The 19,963-nt window shown below is 41.9% G+C and carries 14 protein-coding genes; 7 read left to right on the plus strand and 7 right to left on the minus strand.

Features of this window, described 5'->3' with window-relative positions:
• Positions 1-84: 84 nt before the first annotated feature.
• Positions 85-546, plus strand: a complete 462-nt coding sequence (locus tag PASHI_RS12080) for a hypothetical protein (RefSeq protein ID WP_058584677.1) — start codon at positions 85-87, stop codon at positions 544-546.
• A 101-nt stretch (positions 547-647) separates the two neighbouring features.
• Here the strand turns inward: PASHI_RS12080 and PASHI_RS22015 are convergent, their stop codons facing one another.
• The 3 genes from PASHI_RS22015 to exaC form a co-directional block, all read right to left on the minus strand.
• On the minus strand, positions 648-923 hold the full coding sequence (locus tag PASHI_RS22015) for a hypothetical protein (RefSeq protein WP_156426483.1): 276 nt from the start codon (positions 921-923) through the stop codon (positions 648-650).
• A 6-nt stretch (positions 924-929) separates the two neighbouring features.
• Positions 930-2,129, minus strand: coding sequence for a S41 family peptidase (locus tag PASHI_RS12090; protein WP_062565793.1), 1,200 nt, complete (start codon positions 2,127-2,129; stop codon positions 930-932).
• A gap of 734 nt (positions 2,130-2,863) precedes the next feature.
• A complete protein-coding gene (gene exaC / locus PASHI_RS12095; RefSeq protein ID WP_062565794.1) occupies positions 2,864-4,384 on the minus strand; it encodes an acetaldehyde dehydrogenase ExaC in 1,521 nt (506 codons plus the stop codon).
• Positions 4,385-4,561: 177 nt separating this feature from the next.
• Between exaC and PASHI_RS12100 the strand changes: the two genes are divergently transcribed.
• Positions 4,562-5,470 (plus strand): AraC family transcriptional regulator, encoded by a 909-nt coding sequence (locus tag PASHI_RS12100; protein WP_062565795.1) that lies wholly within the window; start codon positions 4,562-4,564, stop codon positions 5,468-5,470.
• On the opposite strand, the gene PASHI_RS12105 is transcribed toward PASHI_RS12100, so the two are convergent.
• Entirely contained in the window at positions 5,460-6,131 is a 672-nt protein-coding gene (locus PASHI_RS12105; RefSeq protein WP_062565796.1) for a YoaK family protein, read from the minus strand. The genes PASHI_RS12100 and PASHI_RS12105 overlap by 11 nt on opposite strands.
• 129 nt (positions 6,132-6,260) lie before the next feature.
• On the opposite strand from PASHI_RS12105, the gene PASHI_RS12110 reads away from it, so the two are divergent.
• Entirely contained in the window at positions 6,261-7,292 is a 1,032-nt protein-coding gene (locus PASHI_RS12110) for a LacI family DNA-binding transcriptional regulator (protein ID WP_062565797.1), read from the plus strand.
• On the opposite strand, the gene gtfA is transcribed toward PASHI_RS12110, so the two are convergent.
• The gene (gtfA, locus tag PASHI_RS12115; RefSeq protein WP_062565798.1) at positions 7,289-8,761 is read right to left on the minus strand and encodes a sucrose phosphorylase; all 1,473 of its coding nucleotides are present in this window, start codon (positions 8,759-8,761) and stop codon (positions 7,289-7,291) included. The two genes, PASHI_RS12110 and gtfA, sit on opposite strands and share 4 nt — an antisense overlap.
• A gap of 138 nt (positions 8,762-8,899) precedes the next feature.
• Between gtfA and PASHI_RS12120 the strand changes: the two genes are divergently transcribed.
• The 3 genes from PASHI_RS12120 (at position 8,900) to PASHI_RS12130 (ending at position 13,942) form a co-directional block, all read left to right on the plus strand.
• Positions 8,900-10,120: an MFS transporter gene (locus tag PASHI_RS12120; protein ID WP_062565799.1), complete on the plus strand. Its 1,221-nt coding sequence runs from the start codon at positions 8,900-8,902 to the stop codon at positions 10,118-10,120.
• Positions 10,121-10,272: 152 nt separating this feature from the next.
• A complete protein-coding gene (locus tag PASHI_RS12125) occupies positions 10,273-12,672 on the plus strand; it encodes a TonB-dependent siderophore receptor (protein ID WP_062565800.1) in 2,400 nt (799 codons plus the stop codon).
• A gap of 184 nt (positions 12,673-12,856) precedes the next feature.
• Positions 12,857-13,942 carry a methyl-accepting chemotaxis protein gene (locus PASHI_RS12130; protein ID WP_058584668.1) on the plus strand — a complete coding sequence of 362 codons (1,086 nt, stop codon included), beginning with the start codon at positions 12,857-12,859 and terminating at the stop codon, positions 13,940-13,942.
• A gap of 71 nt (positions 13,943-14,013) precedes the next feature.
• Here PASHI_RS12130 and PASHI_RS12135 read toward each other — a convergent pair whose 3' ends face one another.
• Complete coding sequence (locus PASHI_RS12135; protein ID WP_240701538.1) at positions 14,014-15,225, minus strand: sugar efflux transporter; 1,212 nt, start codon at positions 15,223-15,225, stop codon at positions 14,014-14,016.
• A 139-nt stretch (positions 15,226-15,364) separates the two neighbouring features.
• On the minus strand, positions 15,365-17,863 hold the full coding sequence (locus tag PASHI_RS12140) for a S8 family serine peptidase (protein ID WP_062565801.1): 2,499 nt from the start codon (positions 17,861-17,863) through the stop codon (positions 15,365-15,367).
• Positions 17,864-18,422: 559 nt separating this feature from the next.
• On the opposite strand from PASHI_RS12140, the gene PASHI_RS12145 reads away from it, so the two are divergent.
• Complete coding sequence (locus PASHI_RS12145; protein ID WP_062565802.1) at positions 18,423-19,937, plus strand: autotransporter outer membrane beta-barrel domain-containing protein; 1,515 nt, start codon at positions 18,423-18,425, stop codon at positions 19,935-19,937.
• Positions 19,938-19,963: the final 26 nt, after the last annotated feature.

A 19,963-nucleotide genomic window follows, 5' to 3' on the forward strand; every position in this document is an offset into this window, starting at 1 on the left:
TAACGACCAATTAAACCTAAAGATTGAATTAATTTATTTCACTGCTATCATCAATAGCTCAATAAATATTCAGGGATTGAACGGATGCATAAAAAAGTATCAACCAATCATTATCCATTCAAAGATTTTAAACCCCATGGTCTCGTAGAGTTTTATCAACGTGAGCATGTGCTTTTAACTACTGCCACAGGGCCTTTCAACGAAGAGATTATTGACGCGCACTCTTTTATGCAAAAAGATTACATCAACAAACTCAGCGCTGATTATGGTCAATGGTTTGAATTGGTTGAGTTTGAAAATTCATGCATGGCAACCCCCGGGGCACTTGAAAAACTAATGGTGTATTTTGTTGAGCTTCGACGTAAAGGTATTGCGCCAGCCAAAACAGCCTTAGTGATAAAAGAAGGGCTTGAAGGCGGTAGCTTGTTGAGTGATACCTACTGCAATTTGTATAAACGAGCCGGCATGGTAATGAGTGTATTTAAGTCAAAAACGGCGGCTCTAAACTGGTTAGCAGAAGAGCCTGCTACAGAATTAGCTTGTTAATATACAATTTAATTTAAAAAGTGTTGCTCTTCTTCACGTAAGGTCAACACTTCAACTCCCCTCAGGGGTCTACCAAACGCTTTGCTAAAGATACTGCTGAATTACAACTCAGCAATCATTTTAACAAGCGCTTGTGTGGTCCATTCAAGTTCATTGAATTTAATATCAGGTTGATAGTAAAAGCCTTTTTTTCTGGGTCTATTTACATAGACCTTTATCGGCAGAATCACTTTAGCAAAGCCTGAAGGTAAGGTTTCGAGCCTCACTTCCATGTAGGTAGAGTCTGTACTACTTGGTGCGCCAACTAATTGTGTGTTTGCAAAAAGCTTAAAACTATCCAGCGCATCTAAACAAGCACTGGCACATTGTCCTGGCACAATCACTTAAACAGGTGTAGTAAACTGACTGGCGCTTTTTGGCATTGCTTGTTGCTCTGCTGAGACTATCTCGACATAAAATTGTTCACCCTTTTCATAAGCAGCTTGCATACTTTTGTGGGTTGTCTTTAACCATTGATGCCAAGGGCTAGCTTTATCATAGCTTGCGACTACATCGCCAAAATAGTCAGTATTACCTTTAGAAGTTCGCCACCACACTTGGGTATTTTTGTGTAACTCATAGCGACCATATTTAAACTGTTCACTGCCCCAAAGTGCTGAGGCTATTTGTTCACTCCACATTGATGAGCCACCTTGATTATGGCGAAGATCAAGCACCACAGCTTTAGCTTGCATTAACTTACTATGTTGCTGTTCAATGGCGCTCAGCATTGTTTGATAATCTGCTTGCTGCTGCTCATTGGGTGCATAAGTTGGCATGCTGATCCAAGCAATATCCTCTAAAGGCCAATTGAGCTCAATTGGTAACTTATCGCCGTTGTAAGCATTTTTAAGTTTTTCTTTGACACTATCAGGCCTAATACGCCAGTTTAACTTTAAGCTGTAAGTAGAGCCGTCGGCTTTTTCAAACGTGCAGCTTTCAAGTGGCGACAAAAACGGGTTTCCATCATCAACCGTTAGTCGCCAGCCATGGTTCCACCAACTACCGGGTTGTTCTACTTCGCCGTAATAGCGAAAAACACGCTCAACGAGCAAAGTATTAATTGCAGTATTATCACAGCTTACGAGCTTATCGCCTTTGGCAACCGTATCTAATTCACTGTAATACACTTTCAACGCATCACCCCGCCAAACTGTTGAAAAGCCCGGCCAACTTCTTTGTGGCTTTAGTTCTCTAGGTAGAGTATCAACCGCTCCAGCATGACCATCTTGTAGAACAGTTCTAAAACGTGCAATAGCCGCAGCAAAACCTTGTGAACTATGCGCTTTTACAGCCAGCTTTAAGCCTTCTTGCTTTGCTTTTTCGAGCTGTTTTGCAAAACCTGGGTTACGTACATCATGCATCCCTGGGTGATTGATAACCGACAACTGATAAGCCGCATCAACATCTTTTATAGCAAGTTCAGACCAATTAATTTCAGAGTGAGTGACTGTACTGCCCTCATCGGCGCGAGATAAGTTCACACCAAAACTAAAGTTTAGAGCTGTAAAGATGAGTGATGAGTAAAGCGTCAAGCGTTTCATAAAAATCCATTTTAAATAGTTATTATGTTTAAAAAACACCCTATTTAATCACTAAGGCATTGTTGTGGCAATAAAAAACAATTCACATGCTAATAGATTAAAAAAATTCATCTATCAGGTTTATTTTAATCGTTTGTCGGTTTAGAAGGATTACTCTAAAGTTAACCCATCAGCGCTTTTACGCTAAACAGCTTCACACCATTGAGAGTGTTTGCGCTAACCGAATTGTTGTCACAAAAAGTCTAGCTTGTGTGTTCTCTGGGCTTTTTATATACCGAGTTACTGCACACGCGGTAACTCAACCAAATTGTTGTCAAAAGCTTAGCTTGTGTGTTCTCTAAGCTTTTTTATTCCGAGTTACTGCACTTGCGGTGACTCAACCAAATTGTTGTCAAAAGCTTAGTTTGTGTGTTCTCTAAGCTTTTTTATTCCGAGTCATTGCACTTGCGGTGACTCAACCAAATTGTTGTCAAAAGCTTAGTTTGTGTGTTCTCTAAGCTTTTTTATTCCGAGTCATTGCACACGCGGTGACTCAACCAAATTGTTGTCAAAAGCTTAGTTTTTGTGTTCTCTAAGCTTTTTTATTCCGAGTCATTGCACTTGCGGTGACTCAACCAAATTGTTGTCGAAAAGCCTGGCTTGTGTGTTCGCCGGGCTTTTTTATGCCCGCTATAAAATAAAAACGCCACTAGATGTGGCGTTTGGGTAGTTTCGACAACAATAAGAAATTGCTTTTAAAAGAAGCCCAGTGGATTCTCACTGTAACTTACTAATAGGTTTTTAGTTTGTTGGTAATGATCAAGGGCAAGTTTATGTGTTTCGCGGCCTATACCTGACTTTTTATAGCCGCCAAACGCAGCGTGTGCTGGGTACATATGGTAGCAGTTAGTCCAAACACGGCCCGCTTCAATCTTACGACCAAAGTGATAAGCACGGTTCATGTTTCGACTCCACACACCAGCACCTAAACCAAATTCTGAGCTATTAGCAAGGGCTAATGCTTCGTCTTCATCTTTAAAAGTCGACATTGAAATTACCGGCCCAAAAATCTCTTCTTGGAACACGCGCATGTCGTTAGTGCCTTTTAATAGTGTAGGTTGAATGTAGTAACCGCCGTTAAACTCATCAGACAGTTGCTCCACTTCGCCGCCAGCGAGGACTTCGGCCCCTTCTTTTTTACCAATTTCGATGTAGCTTAGAATCTTATCAAACTGAGCTTGTGATGCTTGAGCACCCACCATGGTTTCAGTATCAAGTGGGTTACCCCGTTTAATTTGTAAAGTTCGAGCAAGAACACGCTCAATAAATTGCTCGTAAATATCTTCTTGAATAAATAAACGCGATGGACACGTACACACTTCACCTTGGTTAAAGTACGCAAGTACGGCTCCTTCAATCGCTTTACTCAAAAATTCATCGTCTTTTTCCATTACATCGTTGAAGAAGATATTTGGCGATTTACCACCTAGCTCGACCGTCGAAGGAATAATATTATCAGCAGCACATTTTAAGATATGTGAACCCACTGGCGTTGAACCAGTAAAGGCAATCTTCGCGATTCGAGTACTGGTTGCCAGCGCTTCGCCCGCTTCTTTACCATAGCCGTTTACCACATTTAGAACACCTGCAGGCAATAAGTCACCAATCACTTCAAGTAGCACTAATATAGATGCTGGCGTTTGTTCAGCTGGTTTTAAAACAATACAGTTACCCGCAGCAAGGGCTGGTGCAAGTTTCCATGCAGCCATCAACAATGGAAAGTTCCAAGGAATAATTTGCCCTACTACACCTAGTGGCTCATGAAAATGATAAGCCACCGTGGTTTCGTCTATCTCACCGATTGAACCTTCTTGCGCGCGTACACAACCTGCGAAATAGCGAAAGTGATCAGCCGCGAGTGGCACATCTGCCGCAAGTGTTTCACGAATTGCTTTACCGTTATCCCAGGTTTCGGCCACTGCCAGCATTTCTAGGTTTTGTTCAATACGATCGGCAATTTTTAATAAGATATTGCTACGCTCGGTGACCGACGTTGTTCCCCATGCCGCTTTTGCATCGTGGGCTTTATCAAGTGCCAGTTCGATATCTTCTTTTGATGAACGAGGTACTTTACAAAACACTTTACCGTTTACTGGGCTAATGTTTTCAAAGTATTCTCCTTTTACAGGGGCAACCCATTGGCCACCAATATAATTCTCATACTGCGCTTTAAAGTTAACTTTTGCGCCTTCACTACCTGGATTTTCATAAATCATAATGTGTTCTCTCTTCAAATTGTTGTGTTTTATTTAGCATTGACTAAATCATGCGGTAGGTTATTGTTTAATGAACCGCTAACAATTGAAGTTAGCTCAGTTACTGAAAACACACTTGATTCCTAGTCCAGACTTTTTGACTATTTGTCCAGAATTTAGGACGACAGCGAGGCAACAATGAACACATCAGTTAGCAATAGAAGTTTAGATAAAAAACGACAACGTATTGATGTGCTTATTGAAAATAAAGTCAGTTTTGCGGGCGAACATGCTGAATTAAGTATTTACGACACCTATTTAGATGCCCAAAAAGTGGCGTTACATTCCACTGAATTATTATTTTGCGGCATGATCAGCGGTAAAAAAATCATGCATGTCGCCGACAGTGATTATCATGAAGAGTTTTTACCAAACCAGTCATTTGTACTTGCCCCAGAGCAAGGGGTGCTAATCGATTTTCCCAATGCATCTCTTAATCAACCAACAACCTGTTTAGCGATTGAAATCAGTACCGACAAAATAAGCCAAGTAGTTGATGCTCTTAATTTTAACCAGAAAATTACCCAAGATGACTTTTTTCAATATCAAGCCAAGTTAGTGCACGCACAGCATAACCTGCAAACTCAACAACTGCTGGAGCGCATGATCACCCTGTTTAGCGAAAATGAGCAACACCGCGATTACTTAATTGATCTATCACTCAATGAACTCATAACCCGTCTGTTACAGCAGCAAAGCCGAGACTTAATGATAGCAAGTTGTAAGCAAGGCAAGCTCGCAACCCCATTAAGCCATGTAGTAAGTTATATAGAACAGCACCTTGCTGAGAATATTGATATTGATGTGTTATGTAAGATAGCCTGTATGAGCCGCAGTAAATTTTATCAGCAATTTAAGTTAGCCTTTGGTGTTACGCCCGCTCTTTGGCAACAACAATTACGCTTACAAAAAGCGTATAAATTGCTCGAAAAAGGCGAGGCGATTAGCCAAGTTTGTTACCAATTAGGCTTTAATAACCCAAGCCATTTTAGCCGTGTATTTAAACAAGCCTTTGGCGCAACACCTAAAAGTATCGCTAACCATTAAGTTCTGGTTTGCGATGAGAATAAACACGATAGGTCAAGGCAAGTAAAATACAAATAGCACTAGGCACATAAAGCGCCGCAAAGCTCATTTTTGCAAATAACCATGCCCCTGCTAAGCCGCCAAAAATAAACCCTAAAATGATTAGGCCGAACAGTTTAGCCTTACGTTTATCAAGTGCCTCGCCACGTAAAACGCGACCAAACATAATACCTAAATCAGTGAAGATACCCGTTACATGGGTGGTACGAACAATTGCACCACTGTAAGTTGTTGCTAAGGCGTTTTGTAAACCACATGCCGCAGAGGCCAAAAAGTGCCCGTAACCCGAGCCATTAAACAATAACCAAAGTGCGCCCAGTAAAAGCCCTGCTTCAATCAATAATGCCGTGTCGTAATGACGACCTAGTTTAAGTGCTGAACTATGCAACAAGAACCCAGCAATACCAGACCCAACTAAAAATGACAGTAATACACCTAATAAATGTAAAGCATCAAGGCTATTGCCATGCATGAGGTCTGCGCCAAGCAAGGTTGCAGTTCCTGATAAATGGGATACCGCTTGATGCTCAAAGCTAAGTAAACCAACCGCATTCACACACCCAGCCACCAGCGCCAAAATAAATGCGCCAATCTCAACCCATTTTGGTAACTTAGAAATCACTCACTATTCGCCTTTTTCTCACACTCGTACTCATTCTTTTATGGTACGCCTATTTTTATGACTAAAAACACTTTTTTTCGACTCTTTATATGGTAATTTACCATTAAGTAAATCGATTAAGAACCTACAATGACAAAGCCAAAAACTTGGACGCTAAAAAGTATTGCCAAAGAGTTAGGCGTTTCAAATGCCACCGTATCAAATGCGTTTAATCGTCCTGATCAATTATCGAAAGCACGCCGCGAAGAAATTTTGGCGGCCTGTAAAAAGCTCGGCTATTATGGCCCAAACAAGGCGGCGCAATCATTACGCCGAGGCACCTTTAATATTGTTGCCCTAGTGCTACCAGACAGCGTGGAATATATGGTCTCAGATCCGGTTGCTAGCAGCTTTATGCGCGGTGTATCGGCGGTGCTCGAAAAAAATGGCATTAATCTTTTATTATTTTCAGGTAACAACGATAACCTAAATAGCGTAGTCGATTTTGTTGATGGCTTTATTTGTTATGGTCGCCCACGCAATAAACAACTTGTTGAACAGTTAAAACAGGTTGCCAAACATGTGGTAACGGTTGATTTTAACATCGGTCGTGATGCCTCTGTAAACGTAAATAACCAACAAGCCAGTTTCGATATTGCCAAGCATGCACTACAAAAAAATGATGATCGGGTTGCTATTTTAGGCCTGCGCTTACTCGATAACGACGTATTATGCCGAGTATACGAACATCATGAATTTGAAGCCGGCCAGTCGATTGCTCATCAACGGCTGCGTGGTTATCACCAAGCAATCAGCGATGCTGACATCACCCTGGGTGATGATAGAACATGGAATATTCCTGAAAGCAGCGAGCGCTATGCCAGCATTGCCGCCAAAGAAGCGCTTAGCAGCACACCAAGACCAAACGTACTGTTGTGCATGAGTGATTTAATCGCCCTTGCCGCCATGCGCGAAGCATTAAAAATGGGCTTATCGATTCCTGAAGATGTCAGAATTGTTGGTTTTGATGGCATAGATGAAGGCCAACGATTTGTGCCAAAACTCACAACTGTCCATCAAAATAGCGAAGAAAAAGGCCGCATTGCTGCGACCTTGTTTCTATCGAAAGAGCAGCAAACAGCCGAAATCGACTATCAACTGCAATTGGGTCAAAGTAGTTAAGCTAAAAAGTCAGCCAAATTAACAATGCTTTGTTCGCCGTCTCGGTGATCGACAATGATCACTTCGCGGCTAGCAAAGTCAACTTTTAACTCGATTGAGCTGGTATCATCATGCCAGCTTAAACGACACACACTGCCTTCACCTTTCGCAATAAACTCACCGTTAAATGCTGGGTGCTCATTACGTAATTGAATTAGCTTGATTAAACCTTTCACCACAGGTTTAGCAAGCGCAGCATCAATGTCTTGCGCATTTAAATAAGGGCGATTGATATCACGACCTACATTGGTGCGAGCTAATAATTCCATATCGTTTTCACAAGCGAACAGGCCACCATAATAAACTTGTGGAATACCTGGCGCGAAGAACTGAATCGCACGCGCTAATAAGTAATCAAAGTCATCTGCGCCCAATGCATTGTAATATGTGCAGTTAACTTGATATAAATCGACATTACTTGCTGCTGCACCAGTTGCTAAGCGGCTTTGCCCTTCACTCTTTTCGTGAATGGTTTCAACCAAGTTATCAATTTGCGCTGCGTTTAATAGACCCGGTTTATCACCCATTGGGCCTGCGTCAATGATGCCAATGCCATCATGGGTATCGAGTACCGTTAAACAGTTTCGCGGCGAAATAGTTAACCAATTCAGTAAAGCTTGCGCATCATTGCTAAACAAGCTGTGTAAAATAAGGGGTGGTAAAGCAAAGTCATAAACCATATTTACACGCTTTGCTACTTCAACCTGAGTCTGGAAATGGCTGTGGATCTCGGCAATGGTTTCCATACCCGCTTCATTAGCTTGTGCCGAAAGCTTATTTAAATACTCAAATGTTTCATCCAACATAAAGCAGTTTGTGCCAGCTTCTTTAATCGCATAGCCTGCCGCATCTAAACGAATAATGTTGACATTATTATCAGCAAACTTGCCAAGCACCGTATTTAAATACTCGATACCCGCTGTTGATTTCACATTAATATCAATTTGGTTATCGGTAAATGTAGTCCAAAAATCATAGGTTTGGCCATCACCACACGCAATAGGTGTAAAGCAGCTACCCGGACGCGGACGGTAAATCGCTTGTTGCTCAACCTCAGACATGCCATTTGGGAATACATCGTCTTTAGTTAAAAATAAATCCCAAAATTCAGATTGCTTGCCTTTAGCGAGTACATCTTTAAATTGGAAAGATTGTGCTGAAACGTGGTTAACAATTAAGTCAGCCATAAGGTCATAGTTTGCACCAAGCACGTTAATATCGTCCCAGCCACCAAGACGCGAGTCTACTTCACTATGATCAATAGGATCAAAGCCAGCATCACTGCCATCAATCGGATTATAAAATGGCAACAAATGTACACCTGCAAACACATTGTTAAGTGGGCCATTTAATAAATTACTTAATTCATCAATACCTTGACCAGTAATACGGTCTGCGTAGGTGATTAATTGCACTTTATTGTTGATCATAATTGTTAATACCAAGTTGAAACTTAATCGATTAAGATATATCTTTAACCACGACAGCAAATTATTCAAGCAGTTTTTATAGTTTTTATACACTAATATACATAGTAAAGGCGCAGACCTTTCGGTGGGGATACAACAATGAATAGAACACACGATCCTTTGCAAACCATTAGATGGCTGACATACATGATGTTTTTTATGTTTGCGATGACCTCTGATGCGGTTGGTATGATCATTCCTGAGCTTATCGAAGAATTTAATTTAAGCATGACCCAAGCCAGTGCTTTCCATTATGCACCTATGGCACTTATTGCATTCAGCGGCCTATTTTTAGGATTTCTTGCCGACAGTTTTGGTCGCAAGCAAACCATCATGCTGGGACTCGGCATATTCACCATTTGTTGTTTTCTGTTCGCCGTTAGCAGTAGTTTTAGTATATTTGTAGTGCTGCTTAGCTGTATTGGTCTTGCAATTGGGTTATTTAAAACCGGTGCTTTGGCGCTGTTAGGTGATATTTCTAAAAACAATTTAGAGCACACAAAAACCATGAATTTGGTCGAAGGCTTTTTTGGTGTTGGCGCCATTGTAGGCCCTGCACTTGTCAGCTTTTTAATCACCCAACAGGTAAGCTGGACCTACCTTTACGTTATCGCTGGGGTTTTATGCTTAATTTTAACCTTAATTGCTTGGCGTGCAGATTACCCTAAACCTAAAAAGCTTGAAGAACACGCAAAACCGGCCTCTCTTGCAACCACCATGAGTATGATGAAAAACCCATATGCACTGGGTTTTTCATTAGCGATTGCCCTTTATGTTGCAACCGAAGTGGCTATTTACGTGTGGATGCCTACTCTACTTGGCGATTACAACGGCCCTTGGCAATTACTGGCAACCTATGCACTGACTTTATTTTTCATATTACGCGCTGCTGGGCGTTTCTTAGCGGTGTGGCTGCTGAACCACTTCAGCTGGCAAGCAGCAATGCTGTATTTAAGCTTAGGAATTGCACTGTGTTATTTAGGCTTAATCTTCGGTGGTGTTGACTGGGCGGTATTCTTACTCCCTTTATCAGGGCTATTCATGTCGATGATCTACCCAACCTTAAACTCAAAAGGTATTTCTTGCTTTGCGGTGCAACAGCACGGTGCAGTTGCTGGGGTTATTTTGTTTTTTACTGCCCTTTCTGCGGCAGCAGGCCCATTATTAATGGGTGTGATCAGTGACTACTTTGGCCACATTCGTTACGGCTTTTATCTCGCAACAGGTTTCGCATGTATACTGTTTTTAGCCATGCTATATAACTACTTACGAAACCCTGCTGAGCAAGCTTTAGCGCAGCACAGTGCATTAAGCCACTAAATAAAAATCGTTAAAAATCAATTATCGAACATAAATTGTGCAAGTTTTTCGCTAAAAAGACTTGCACTGTGTAAAATTATTGTTATCTTTACTTAATCGATTAAGATAGCAATTTAGACAACAAACCATCTGGGATTGAGACGAGGCACATTATGACAACACACAAACATGCCCTTTATACATTAAGCGCGCTTGCATTAGCAGTAAGCCAAAACTTACACGCAGAAGAGCAAGCACAACCTGAGGCTAAAAAAAGCGGCCTTGAAACTATCGTTGTAACCGGTGTACCACGCCGAACAACCATCATGGCATCAAGCTCATCGGTTAGCAGTGTTACATTAGCTGAAATTGAAGTATCAACACCTCGTTCTACTGCAGAAGCATTTAGAACAATCCCGGGTGTTCGTTCAGAATCAACTGGTGGTGAAGGTAACGCAAATATCGCGGTACGTGGTTTACCGGTTGCATCGGGCGGTGCTAAATTCTTGCAACTACAAGAAGATGGCTTACCTGTAATGCAGTTTGGCGATATTGCCTTTGGTAATGCAGACATTTTCATGCGCTTAGATTCAACAGTGCAAAGTGTTGAATCAATCCGTGGTGGCTCAGCATCAACAGCAGCAAGTGATGCCCCAGGTGGTATCATCAACTTTATTTCAAAAACGGGTGAGAACGAATCAGGCAGTGTATCGACCACGGTAGGCCTTGATTATGATTCAATTCGTACAGACTTTGAGTATGGTACTTACCTAAACGACAGTGTGCGCTATCACATTGGTGGCTTTGTTCGCCAAGGTGAAGGCCCACGTGAAACCGGATATACATCAAATAAAGGTGGCCAAATTAAGGCAAACCTAACCAAAGAATTTGATGCTGGTTATGTTCGTGTTTACTTTAAACACCTCGATGATAAGAGCGTAGGTTACCTACCTATGCCTATGTACTCAGATGGTGATTCAATCCCAGGTTTCGATGCACAATCAGATACGCCGCATTCAGCGCTTTTCACACAAACTCTACGTTTAAATGGTGATAACCAAATCAGCACAGGCGATATGACCGACGGTATGAACCCAGTTGTTACCTCAGTGGGTTTTGAAGCAGCATTTGATTTAGAGAACGACTGGCGCATCGAAAACCGCTTTAGAACATCATCAGTAAGCGGTAACTTTATTTCTCTTATTCCAGCTGAAGTCGCATCTGCAAGCTCTATCGCTTCTAGTATTGCTGGTGATGGTGCATCGCTTGTTTATGCAAATGGTGGCTCAGCAGGCGAAGCTTACGGCGATGACGATTTAGCAATGCGTATTCACACATTCGATGTAACGCTAAATGACATGGGTTCAATTGTTAATGATCTTAAGTTAACTAAGTCGTTCTCTGATGAAACTAGCGTTACCTTTGGTTACTTTGCATCAAGCCAATCGATTGATATGTCGTGGCTTTGGAACTCATATGTTATGGAGCTAAAAGGCGACAACGCTGCATTACTTGACGTTTACGCTTCGAATGGCGACAGCTATTCAGATAATGGCTTGTACGCTTATGGTACACCTTACTGGGGTAACTGCTGTCAACGTAACTACGATACAGAGTACGAAACTCGCGCACCTTACATTAACTTAGCCACTAAGTTTGGCGATTTAAGCATTGATGCAAGTGCTCGCTATGATTCAGGTGAAGCGCGTGGTAACTACGCAGGTGCAGTAACATCAACAATTGATATGAATGGCGACGGTACCATCTCAATTCCTGAACAAAATGTTGTTGGTATTGATAACGCTAACCCAAGCATTGTTAACTACGACTGGCACTACAGCTCATACTCAATTGGTGCAAACTACCAAATTGATCCAAGCTTTGCGACTTTTGCCCGTTTAAGTAAAGGCGGCCGCGCAAATGCAGACCGCTTACTATTCGGTAAAGTTGAAGCAGATGGTTCGGTTGCCGAAGCCGATGCAATTGATGAAGTAAACCAATACGAAATCGGTGTGAAAAAACGTTTTGATTCGCTATCAGTATTTGCAACAGCATTCTACGCAGAAACTGAAGAGCAAAACTTCGAAGCAACATCACAAAAATTCTTCGACCGCGAGTACGAAGCAAAAGGTATTGAGGTTGAATCAACCTACTACGTAGGTGATTGGGATTTCCGTGGTAACTTTACTTGGACAGACGCAGAAATTGCTAAAGATGCGTTATCACCAGAGTTAGTCGGTAATACACCTCGTCGTCAAGCTGACCTTATTTACTCATTAATGGCAACTTACAACTTTGACAAAGGTGCTGCTGGTCTGAGCTTTATTGGTACAACAGATGCTTACGCACAAGACAGTAACGACCTTGAGTTTGATGGCTACACACAAGTGAATGGTTTTGTAAGTTACAATCTATCTGAAAACTTAAGTCTATCGCTTAACGTGAACAACCTGTTCGACACCGTAGGTATCACCGAAGCAGAAGAAGGCTCAGTACCTGATAACGACATTATCCGTGCCCGTACTATTAACGGCCGTACAACGTCGCTTACTTTAAAATATTCTTTCTTTTAACTCTCCTCCCTCGTTTTAGCCCAGTTTTTACTGGGCTTTTTCGGCTTTAATAACCAGCTTTTCTACTACACTTAATTAAATAGTCGTAATTACCACCATTCTAATAAAAAACACTGATAATAAGTTAATACTTTGATCTATAATCAGCATGGGTAGGTATTAACCATATAAATTAGGAACATACATGTTTGTCTCTAGCAAAAGCCACTCTTTACTCCAAGATCAATACAACGCGCTATTAGCTGAAGTTGAGGCACTTAAAGCCGACAATCACGTATTACGTGACGAAAACGAACGCTTAGAAGCAAAATTACATCAGCAAGCTGATGATGCAGACCAACTGTTCCTTGCCAACTTATTGAATAGTTCGATTGAATGTATCACGCAAATTGAGGGGGTACGCCAAACTGTACTCGACTCATACCTTGTTATCGAAGAAGAAAGCCAAGTTACTTTACAAATAAGCCAACTATTAAACGACTCAAATAATGCCCTGCAACATATTGTCAGTGAAATGGCGAGTATGGCAGGCAAAATGGGCAGCATGACCAGTAACATTACGGGTCTGTCTGATATGGCCGATAGCATCAACACCTTTGTATCAACCATCTCTAAAATCTCTGATCAAACCAACTTACTTGCGCTAAATGCCGCAATCGAAGCTGCCCGTGCTGGCGAGGCAGGTCGTGGGTTTAGCGTTGTTGCCGACGAAGTTCGTACACTTGCAACCAACACCAATAAATCAGCCCAAGAAGTATCTGATCTAGTAAAAGAGATCATCAATAAAACTGGCGAAACGGTGACCTCTGTTGAAGATATCCAGCAAAATAACACTCAGCTTTCAACCAGTTTTGATACGCTAAACAATGACTATGGTTCTATCATGAATCACTGTAGCTCAATGAAAGAAACCATTATTAATGCAGCTACACGCTCATTTGTGCAAACCGTAAAACTAGATCATATTGTTTGGAAAGGTGAAGTTTACTCAGTTGCCAATGGCACAAGTAATAAGTCGATTGATGACTTTTCAGATCACACCATGTGCCGATTAGGTAAATGGTATAATTCAGAGCAATCAAATGGCTTCAAACAACACAATGCTTATCGTCAATTAGAAGAGCCACATCGTGAAGTTCATCGCAATGGTGTTGAAGCGTTAGTCATGCTGCAAACTGGCAATAAAGACGCAGCGATTAATCACATTAATAAGATGGAAGCAGCCAGTGAACGAGTCATGCATTTACTAGATCAAATCGCTAATGGCTAATAGCTAATGATTAGTTACTCATAATCAAAAAACCGAGCTACGATGCTCGGTTTTTTATCTATTTAAGCTAGTTATTCAACTAGGCCTTCTTGCAGTACTGGCATAACAGCTCCTTGCTGCTCTTGGCGCTTTACATAGCTAAACAACATTAAGCAGCCAAGGGCTAAACTTGCAGCTAGCATAGAGCCAAGGGTTGCAAACCTAAAACTATAAAACTGTGCAACAACCCCTGCTGCCCCTGCCCCGCACATAACACCCAGTTTAATGGCGTTCGTATAAAACGCTGAGGTAAACCCTATTCGCTCGGGAAGCTGATCTTGTAAGACGGTTAAGCCAATGCCCGCAAAAATACCGTAAAATAGCCCATTTAAAACTTGCAACGCGATTAAGTGCCATACTTGGCTGGCAAAAAACACCCCTAAATAAAATACAATTGCACAACAAAATGCCACTGCAAGCATCGCAACTTTATTGTATTTTTTAGCAAGCTTTGCCCCATACAGCATGATAGGAATTTCTAACAGTGCCACTACCCCCATAAACAGCCCGGGTGTATGTTCAGCAAACCCTAGTTCTGTAATGCTATAAAGCGGCAGTGCCGATGAATACATAATATTACCCGTTGAACCAAGCATAATAGCTAAGCCCAGCAACCAAAATGATAAACTCGTTGCGGCTGCAGGCTCTCTGCCATTTTGCGATTTTTGAGCGCTGTAGTCAGGAATAAACTTAAATGCAAAGATAAGTGCAACCAAGGCACACACCGCAGCAAAGTAAAACGAGCGGCTAAACTCGCCTCCAGCGGCTAATAAATAACCAAGCGGCGGGCCGCCGACCCAAGCAAAGGAAATAGCAGCACGTAAACGGGAATTAAAACTGGTAATGTCGATGTTCTGTTGACGCCCAGCCCATTGTCTTGCCACGGTCATCATTTGCGGAATTGCCGCATTGCCCATCGCAAGAAACAACACGCCTGCGAGCAATACTTGCCAAAATGCAGTGGCATTCGCAAAGGTCACTAACGCACACACCATACCTGATACAGCCACCATAAATAACTTTCGCGCACTGGTGCCTTGATCAGCCATGCCACCTAACCACTGACTAATAACTAACCCAGTAATGGTGACCGCCACCATATAAACACCTAAATACACGGGCGGTGTTTGCAACCCTTCGACAATGAATAAGCTCATCAATGGGTTAACAAATGCCCCCATTAACCCGGTTAGCATACTTAGAAGAATAAAAATTACACCATGCTGTTTCAGCAATGCTTTCACTCACAACCCCACATTAATACGACACGTGAACAGATATTTAAAGGGCGCAAATTATACACAGTTTTAGCGAAAACTTCATTTTGTAATACAAATAAAAAAAGCCCAGTGGGGAAACTGGGCTTTGAGCAGTGAAACAATGTTAGTCGAAGGACACTGTCACTGGGTTAGAACAAACAGTATCAGATACACAAACTTGATATTCATAGCTTGGTAACTCAGCTTTACGCTCTACATCGCGATAGAAACCACGATCAGCTACTGTTTCAAGTAGTTCACCATTACGGTAGATGCTTACTTGATCAGCCACAGTTTGCCAGCTTAAATCAACACGCATAGTACCTAAACGTGTTTTGTTAGCACGTTTAACCGATAGCTCAATTTCAACATCAGATACCACAACCGTTTGCGTGAACGTATCTGTTTGACCTTCGCTATCTGTCGCAGTTAGCGTCACTTCATAGCTGCCTGCTTGTGCGTAAGTATGCATAGGATCAGCATCTGTTGATGAAGCACCGTCACCAAAATCCCACGCCCAAGCAACAATATCGTCATTGCTATCTGTGCTGGTATTAGTGAAAGTGACATCTAAACCTGATGTTTCAAATGCAAAGCCAGCTTGTGGAGGCTGCGAGCTCACTTCACCAATAGCGCTAAACGTCAGTGACCAGCTGTTTAAAGTACCGGTATCAGCAGACAGTACATCTTTGACATTGAGTACCCAATCACCTGTCGCAACTTCGCCATTAAAGTTAGCCAGCGAGTAGCTTTGTACTAGATCATCAGCACCACCGCCAGATTGGCTGTGAAGTGTTGCAGTTGTTCCTTGCGGCGACGTTAATGTGACGATTAAATCACCAATGTAAGTATGAGTAATATCAATACTTGCATCCGTTGAGAACACAGTAAGTTCATCAGCTACAGTAATCACCGAATCAATACCCGTGTCATTGTTATCAGGAATAGACACTGGTGTTTCATTTGAGAAAGTAAAGTCATTTAAGCCAACAGGGTTAACAAACAGTGACGCACTGCTTTGTTTAGCTAACTCACCTGATGTTGCATCAACAACAAAACTATAACTGCCCCATGCTGTTGCTTCTTGTGTTGGCACCGTTAGTGTAACTACATCTCCAGGTACAGCTTCTGTTTGCGATAGTGTTGCGCCCGCTAAATCAGCTTGAAGTGCTAGGCTAACGACACCATCCCACTGGGCGATTGAACCAATTTCAAAGGTATATGTTGCAGTTTCACCAGCAGTAATTTGCTGTGAACTTGGCGACACTGAGATTTTGAAGCTTGGAGTTGGATCTGCTTGCTCAAGTGCTTGATTCACATTTAAGCGATTGCCAGACACTGTTTTGCCTTGCAGCGCTTCATTTTGGTCGCCGCTATTCATTAGCAACTCTTTAAGTTCAAGCGCTGATAAATCAGGGTTGATCGAAAGCACTAATGCAGCTGCACCAGCAACATGCGGTGTTGCCATTGATGTACCAGAATAGCTAGCGTAACCATTGCCCGGTATCGTTGATAAAATTGCACTACCTGGTGCGCCTAAATCAACACTTGTTAAACCCCATTGTGAAAAGCTCGACATGTTATCTCTGTTGTCAGTACTGGCAACTGATAATACGCTGTCATGCTCGTAGTTAGACGGATAATGAGGGTTTTGATCGTTATCAACCGCATCGTTACCCGCTGCTGCTACAAATAGAATATCGGCTTGTTCACTTGCCGTAATAGCATCTGCCAGTGCTTGGCTAAAGCCACCGCCACCCCAGCTGTTATTTAAAACACGTACATTTACGCCTTGGTTTTTAAGATCAACCATATAATCGATACACTTAATTGCATCAGAAGTTGAACCTGTACCATCTGCACTTAAGAACTTACAGCCCGCAATTGATACCTCATGGTTCACACCAACAACACCGGTGCCATTGTTACCTGACGCACCTATTGTGCCCGATACGTGAGTACCATGGCCTTGGTCATCCATTGGATCACCTGAGTCGGTAATCGCATTAATACCGTGCACGTCATCGATGTAACCATTACCGTCATTATCGATACCATCACCCGGAATTTCGCCAGGGTTGATCCATGCGTTATCAGCTAAATCTTCGTGGCTGTAATCAACACCGGTATCAATTACACCAACAACAACTTCGCGGCTACCGGTTGAGATTGACCATGCTTCAACTGCATCAATGTCAGCATCGGCGACACCACCTGTTTGACCTTCGTTGTGTAAACCCCACAACGAAGAAAAATCAGGATCATTAGGTACACTGGCAATCGATACACGGTAGTCAGGCTCTACATATTCAATAGCAGCATGGTTTTGTAGACGCTTGATAGCTTCTTTGCTGCTCATACCTGCAATTTTAAATTTAGCTAAACGGCCAGACAAAATGGCTGAATAGTTATCATCGACACCATCTTTGTTGATATCGCTGATGGTGGCTTTAACTAAGCTACGAGCATGGGCACGCATTGCAGCAGAGGTGCCTTTTTTATACATAACAAGTACAGAGTCTTCACTTGCACCAACGACGGTTGTTTTTGCTGGTGTGCTGATTTGTGCAGCACCTAAACATGGTAATAAGGCTAGGCTTAATACAGATAATTTAGTTTTCATATTTACTATCCATAATTTGTTGAACTGATCGAATCACTATGATCCGACCACCAAAGCTCATTACTTCTGAATGATGAATATCACGTGGCATAGTTCATAAATGGCAAATTGCAGATAACAGGCAAGAAAAAAAATGATGCTAAGTTTAAATCCATACTTTTTTGCTGATTGAATCAATAAAAATACGTCCAATTCACACTTTTTTGTGAAAAAAGAACCCTTAATGATCCATTAATATTTCCCCAACTTTTTTACTGCTTTTAAATCAAAACCCATACTAAAACCTAAACAAACACACATAACTAATTGAAAATAAGTAATTTATAAAAACCACAAAAACTGATGATTTTATATTATTCCAAATCTGTCTAAAGTAATTTTCTTGTTATTTGTACGACCTCAGAGTCACAACTAACAAAGTTGCTTCATTCACTTCTGATTGTTAGCTAACAGTTAAATATCACATAAATTAACCCGGCAAGGCATGCTGGTACATGGTTCTAAAAGAGAAAATAATAATTTTAGAGCTTTGATTAATAATAATTTAAAGGAAATAATCATGAAGTTAAGAAAGTCTCTACTTACCTGTGCAATTACTATTGCGTTAGGTTCAAGCTTTGCAGCAAGTGCAAACAGAGATGATAAAACACAATCTAGCACTGAGCTTGCAAGCCAAGTTTCAACACTGGGTGTATCAAACTCAATTACCCTAGATCAAGTATCGGTTACCGGTGTTGGTAACGATGCGGTTATTGCTCAACAAGGTACAGGTCATCGTGCAGAAACTGTCAGTGTAGGTGATGGCAACATGGTTGAAGTAAGTCAAGCACAAACATCTAACTTATCTCTTATCTACAACACAGGTGACGATAATACTGTTTCGCACAGCCAAAACGGCACCATGAATGGCGCATTGTCTGAAACCGTTGGTGTTGGCAATGCTATTCGCGTTGAGCAAGAAGGTGCAGGATTCTTTGGTGTTAACAACGAAGCTATCAACGTCATGGTTGGTGATGAAAATAGCGCAACTGTAACGCAAGGTGATGGTGGCCATTGGTTCTACAACTTTGATTTACAGGGTAACAGCAACACAATCAGCGCAGAGCAAAGCGGCTTACTAAATGAAGCAACGTTCAATGTAATTAGAGGTGATGACAACAGCATCGAAGTAATGCAAGAGGGTGTTTTCAATGCGTTTACCTCTGATGAAGTAATTGGCAACGGCAATGAAATTACTATTGACCAAACAGGTTTCTTCAACAGCGCTGAGCTTACTTCGCTGCATGGTGATTATAACGAAGTTGAGTTTGAGCAAGATGGTGACTCTAACAGCGCATTAGTTGCAGAAATCACAGGCAATGACAACGAGGTTAAGTCTGATCAAGAAGGCAACAGCAACAGCTTTGAGTCAGGCGTGATTGTTGGTGATGGCAATACATTATTGGTCAATCAAAAGCATGACAGCAATACCGCTGGCTTAGATGCTATTGGCAACGACAACGAACTCACTGCATTTCAAAATGGTAACGGTAATGATGTGTACTTAGGTGCTATTGGCGATAGCAATGAGTTTGTTGCTAACCAAATTGGTGACGCAAACAGTGCTCACGTTGCTAACTTCAATGGTAGCGACAACAACGTTGATATTGCTCAAGGCGGCAATGAAAACACTGTACTAGTTCAGTCTTCATACCCAGACGACTCACTCTCTTCAAACGATAATGACATTGCAGTTAATCAGCTGGGTGACCTTAACGAAGCGGCACTAACATTCGCAAGCGTGCTTGATAGCAACAACAACCAAGTTGCTTTCACACAAGTTGGTGAACTCAATGCCATCGACCTGATTATGGAAGGTAGCAACAACTCTGTTGATATTAGCCAAACAGGCTCAGAAAACTTTGTTGTAGGTATCGGTGAAAGTGCATTCTTGCTAGGCGGTGAGGGTAACTCACTGGTCGTTGTACAAGACGGCAACGCAAACCTTGTTGAAGGCTCAATGATTGGCTCTAACAGCACAGTTGTTATCACTCAACTAGGTGATGGCAATACCGCAACTGTAACCCAAGAATAATCGCTTAAGAGGGAGCCTTGCTCCCT

Origin of the sequence: Pseudoalteromonas shioyasakiensis, from assembly GCF_001550135.1 — a bacterium.
Taxonomy (GTDB): domain Bacteria; phylum Pseudomonadota; class Gammaproteobacteria; order Enterobacterales; family Alteromonadaceae; genus Pseudoalteromonas; species Pseudoalteromonas shioyasakiensis.

What these genes read in the sequence shown, in the direction of transcription:
- PASHI_RS12130 (WP_058584668.1), top strand. Translation starts at nt 12,857, where the DNA reads ATGTTTGTCTCTAGCAAAAGCCACTCTTTACTCCAAGATCAATACAAC.
- PASHI_RS12110 (WP_062565797.1), top strand. Translation starts at nt 6,261, where the DNA reads ATGACAAAGCCAAAAACTTGGACGCTAAAAAGTATTGCCAAAGAGTTA.
- exaC (WP_062565794.1), bottom strand. Translation starts at nt 4,384, where the DNA reads ATGATTTATGAAAATCCAGGTAGTGAAGGCGCAAAAGTTAACTTTAAA.
- PASHI_RS12125 (WP_062565800.1), top strand. Translation starts at nt 10,273, where the DNA reads ATGACAACACACAAACATGCCCTTTATACATTAAGCGCGCTTGCATTA.
- PASHI_RS12100 (WP_062565795.1), top strand. Translation starts at nt 4,562, where the DNA reads ATGAACACATCAGTTAGCAATAGAAGTTTAGATAAAAAACGACAACGT.
- PASHI_RS12080 (WP_058584677.1), top strand. Translation starts at nt 85, where the DNA reads ATGCATAAAAAAGTATCAACCAATCATTATCCATTCAAAGATTTTAAA.
- PASHI_RS12145 (WP_062565802.1), top strand. Translation starts at nt 18,423, where the DNA reads ATGAAGTTAAGAAAGTCTCTACTTACCTGTGCAATTACTATTGCGTTA.
- PASHI_RS12140 (WP_062565801.1), bottom strand. Translation starts at nt 17,863, where the DNA reads ATGAAAACTAAATTATCTGTATTAAGCCTAGCCTTATTACCATGTTTA.
- gtfA (WP_062565798.1), bottom strand. Translation starts at nt 8,761, where the DNA reads ATGATCAACAATAAAGTGCAATTAATCACCTACGCAGACCGTATTACT.
- PASHI_RS12120 (WP_062565799.1), top strand. Translation starts at nt 8,900, where the DNA reads ATGAATAGAACACACGATCCTTTGCAAACCATTAGATGGCTGACATAC.
- PASHI_RS12090 (WP_062565793.1), bottom strand. Translation starts at nt 2,129, where the DNA reads ATGAAACGCTTGACGCTTTACTCATCACTCATCTTTACAGCTCTAAAC.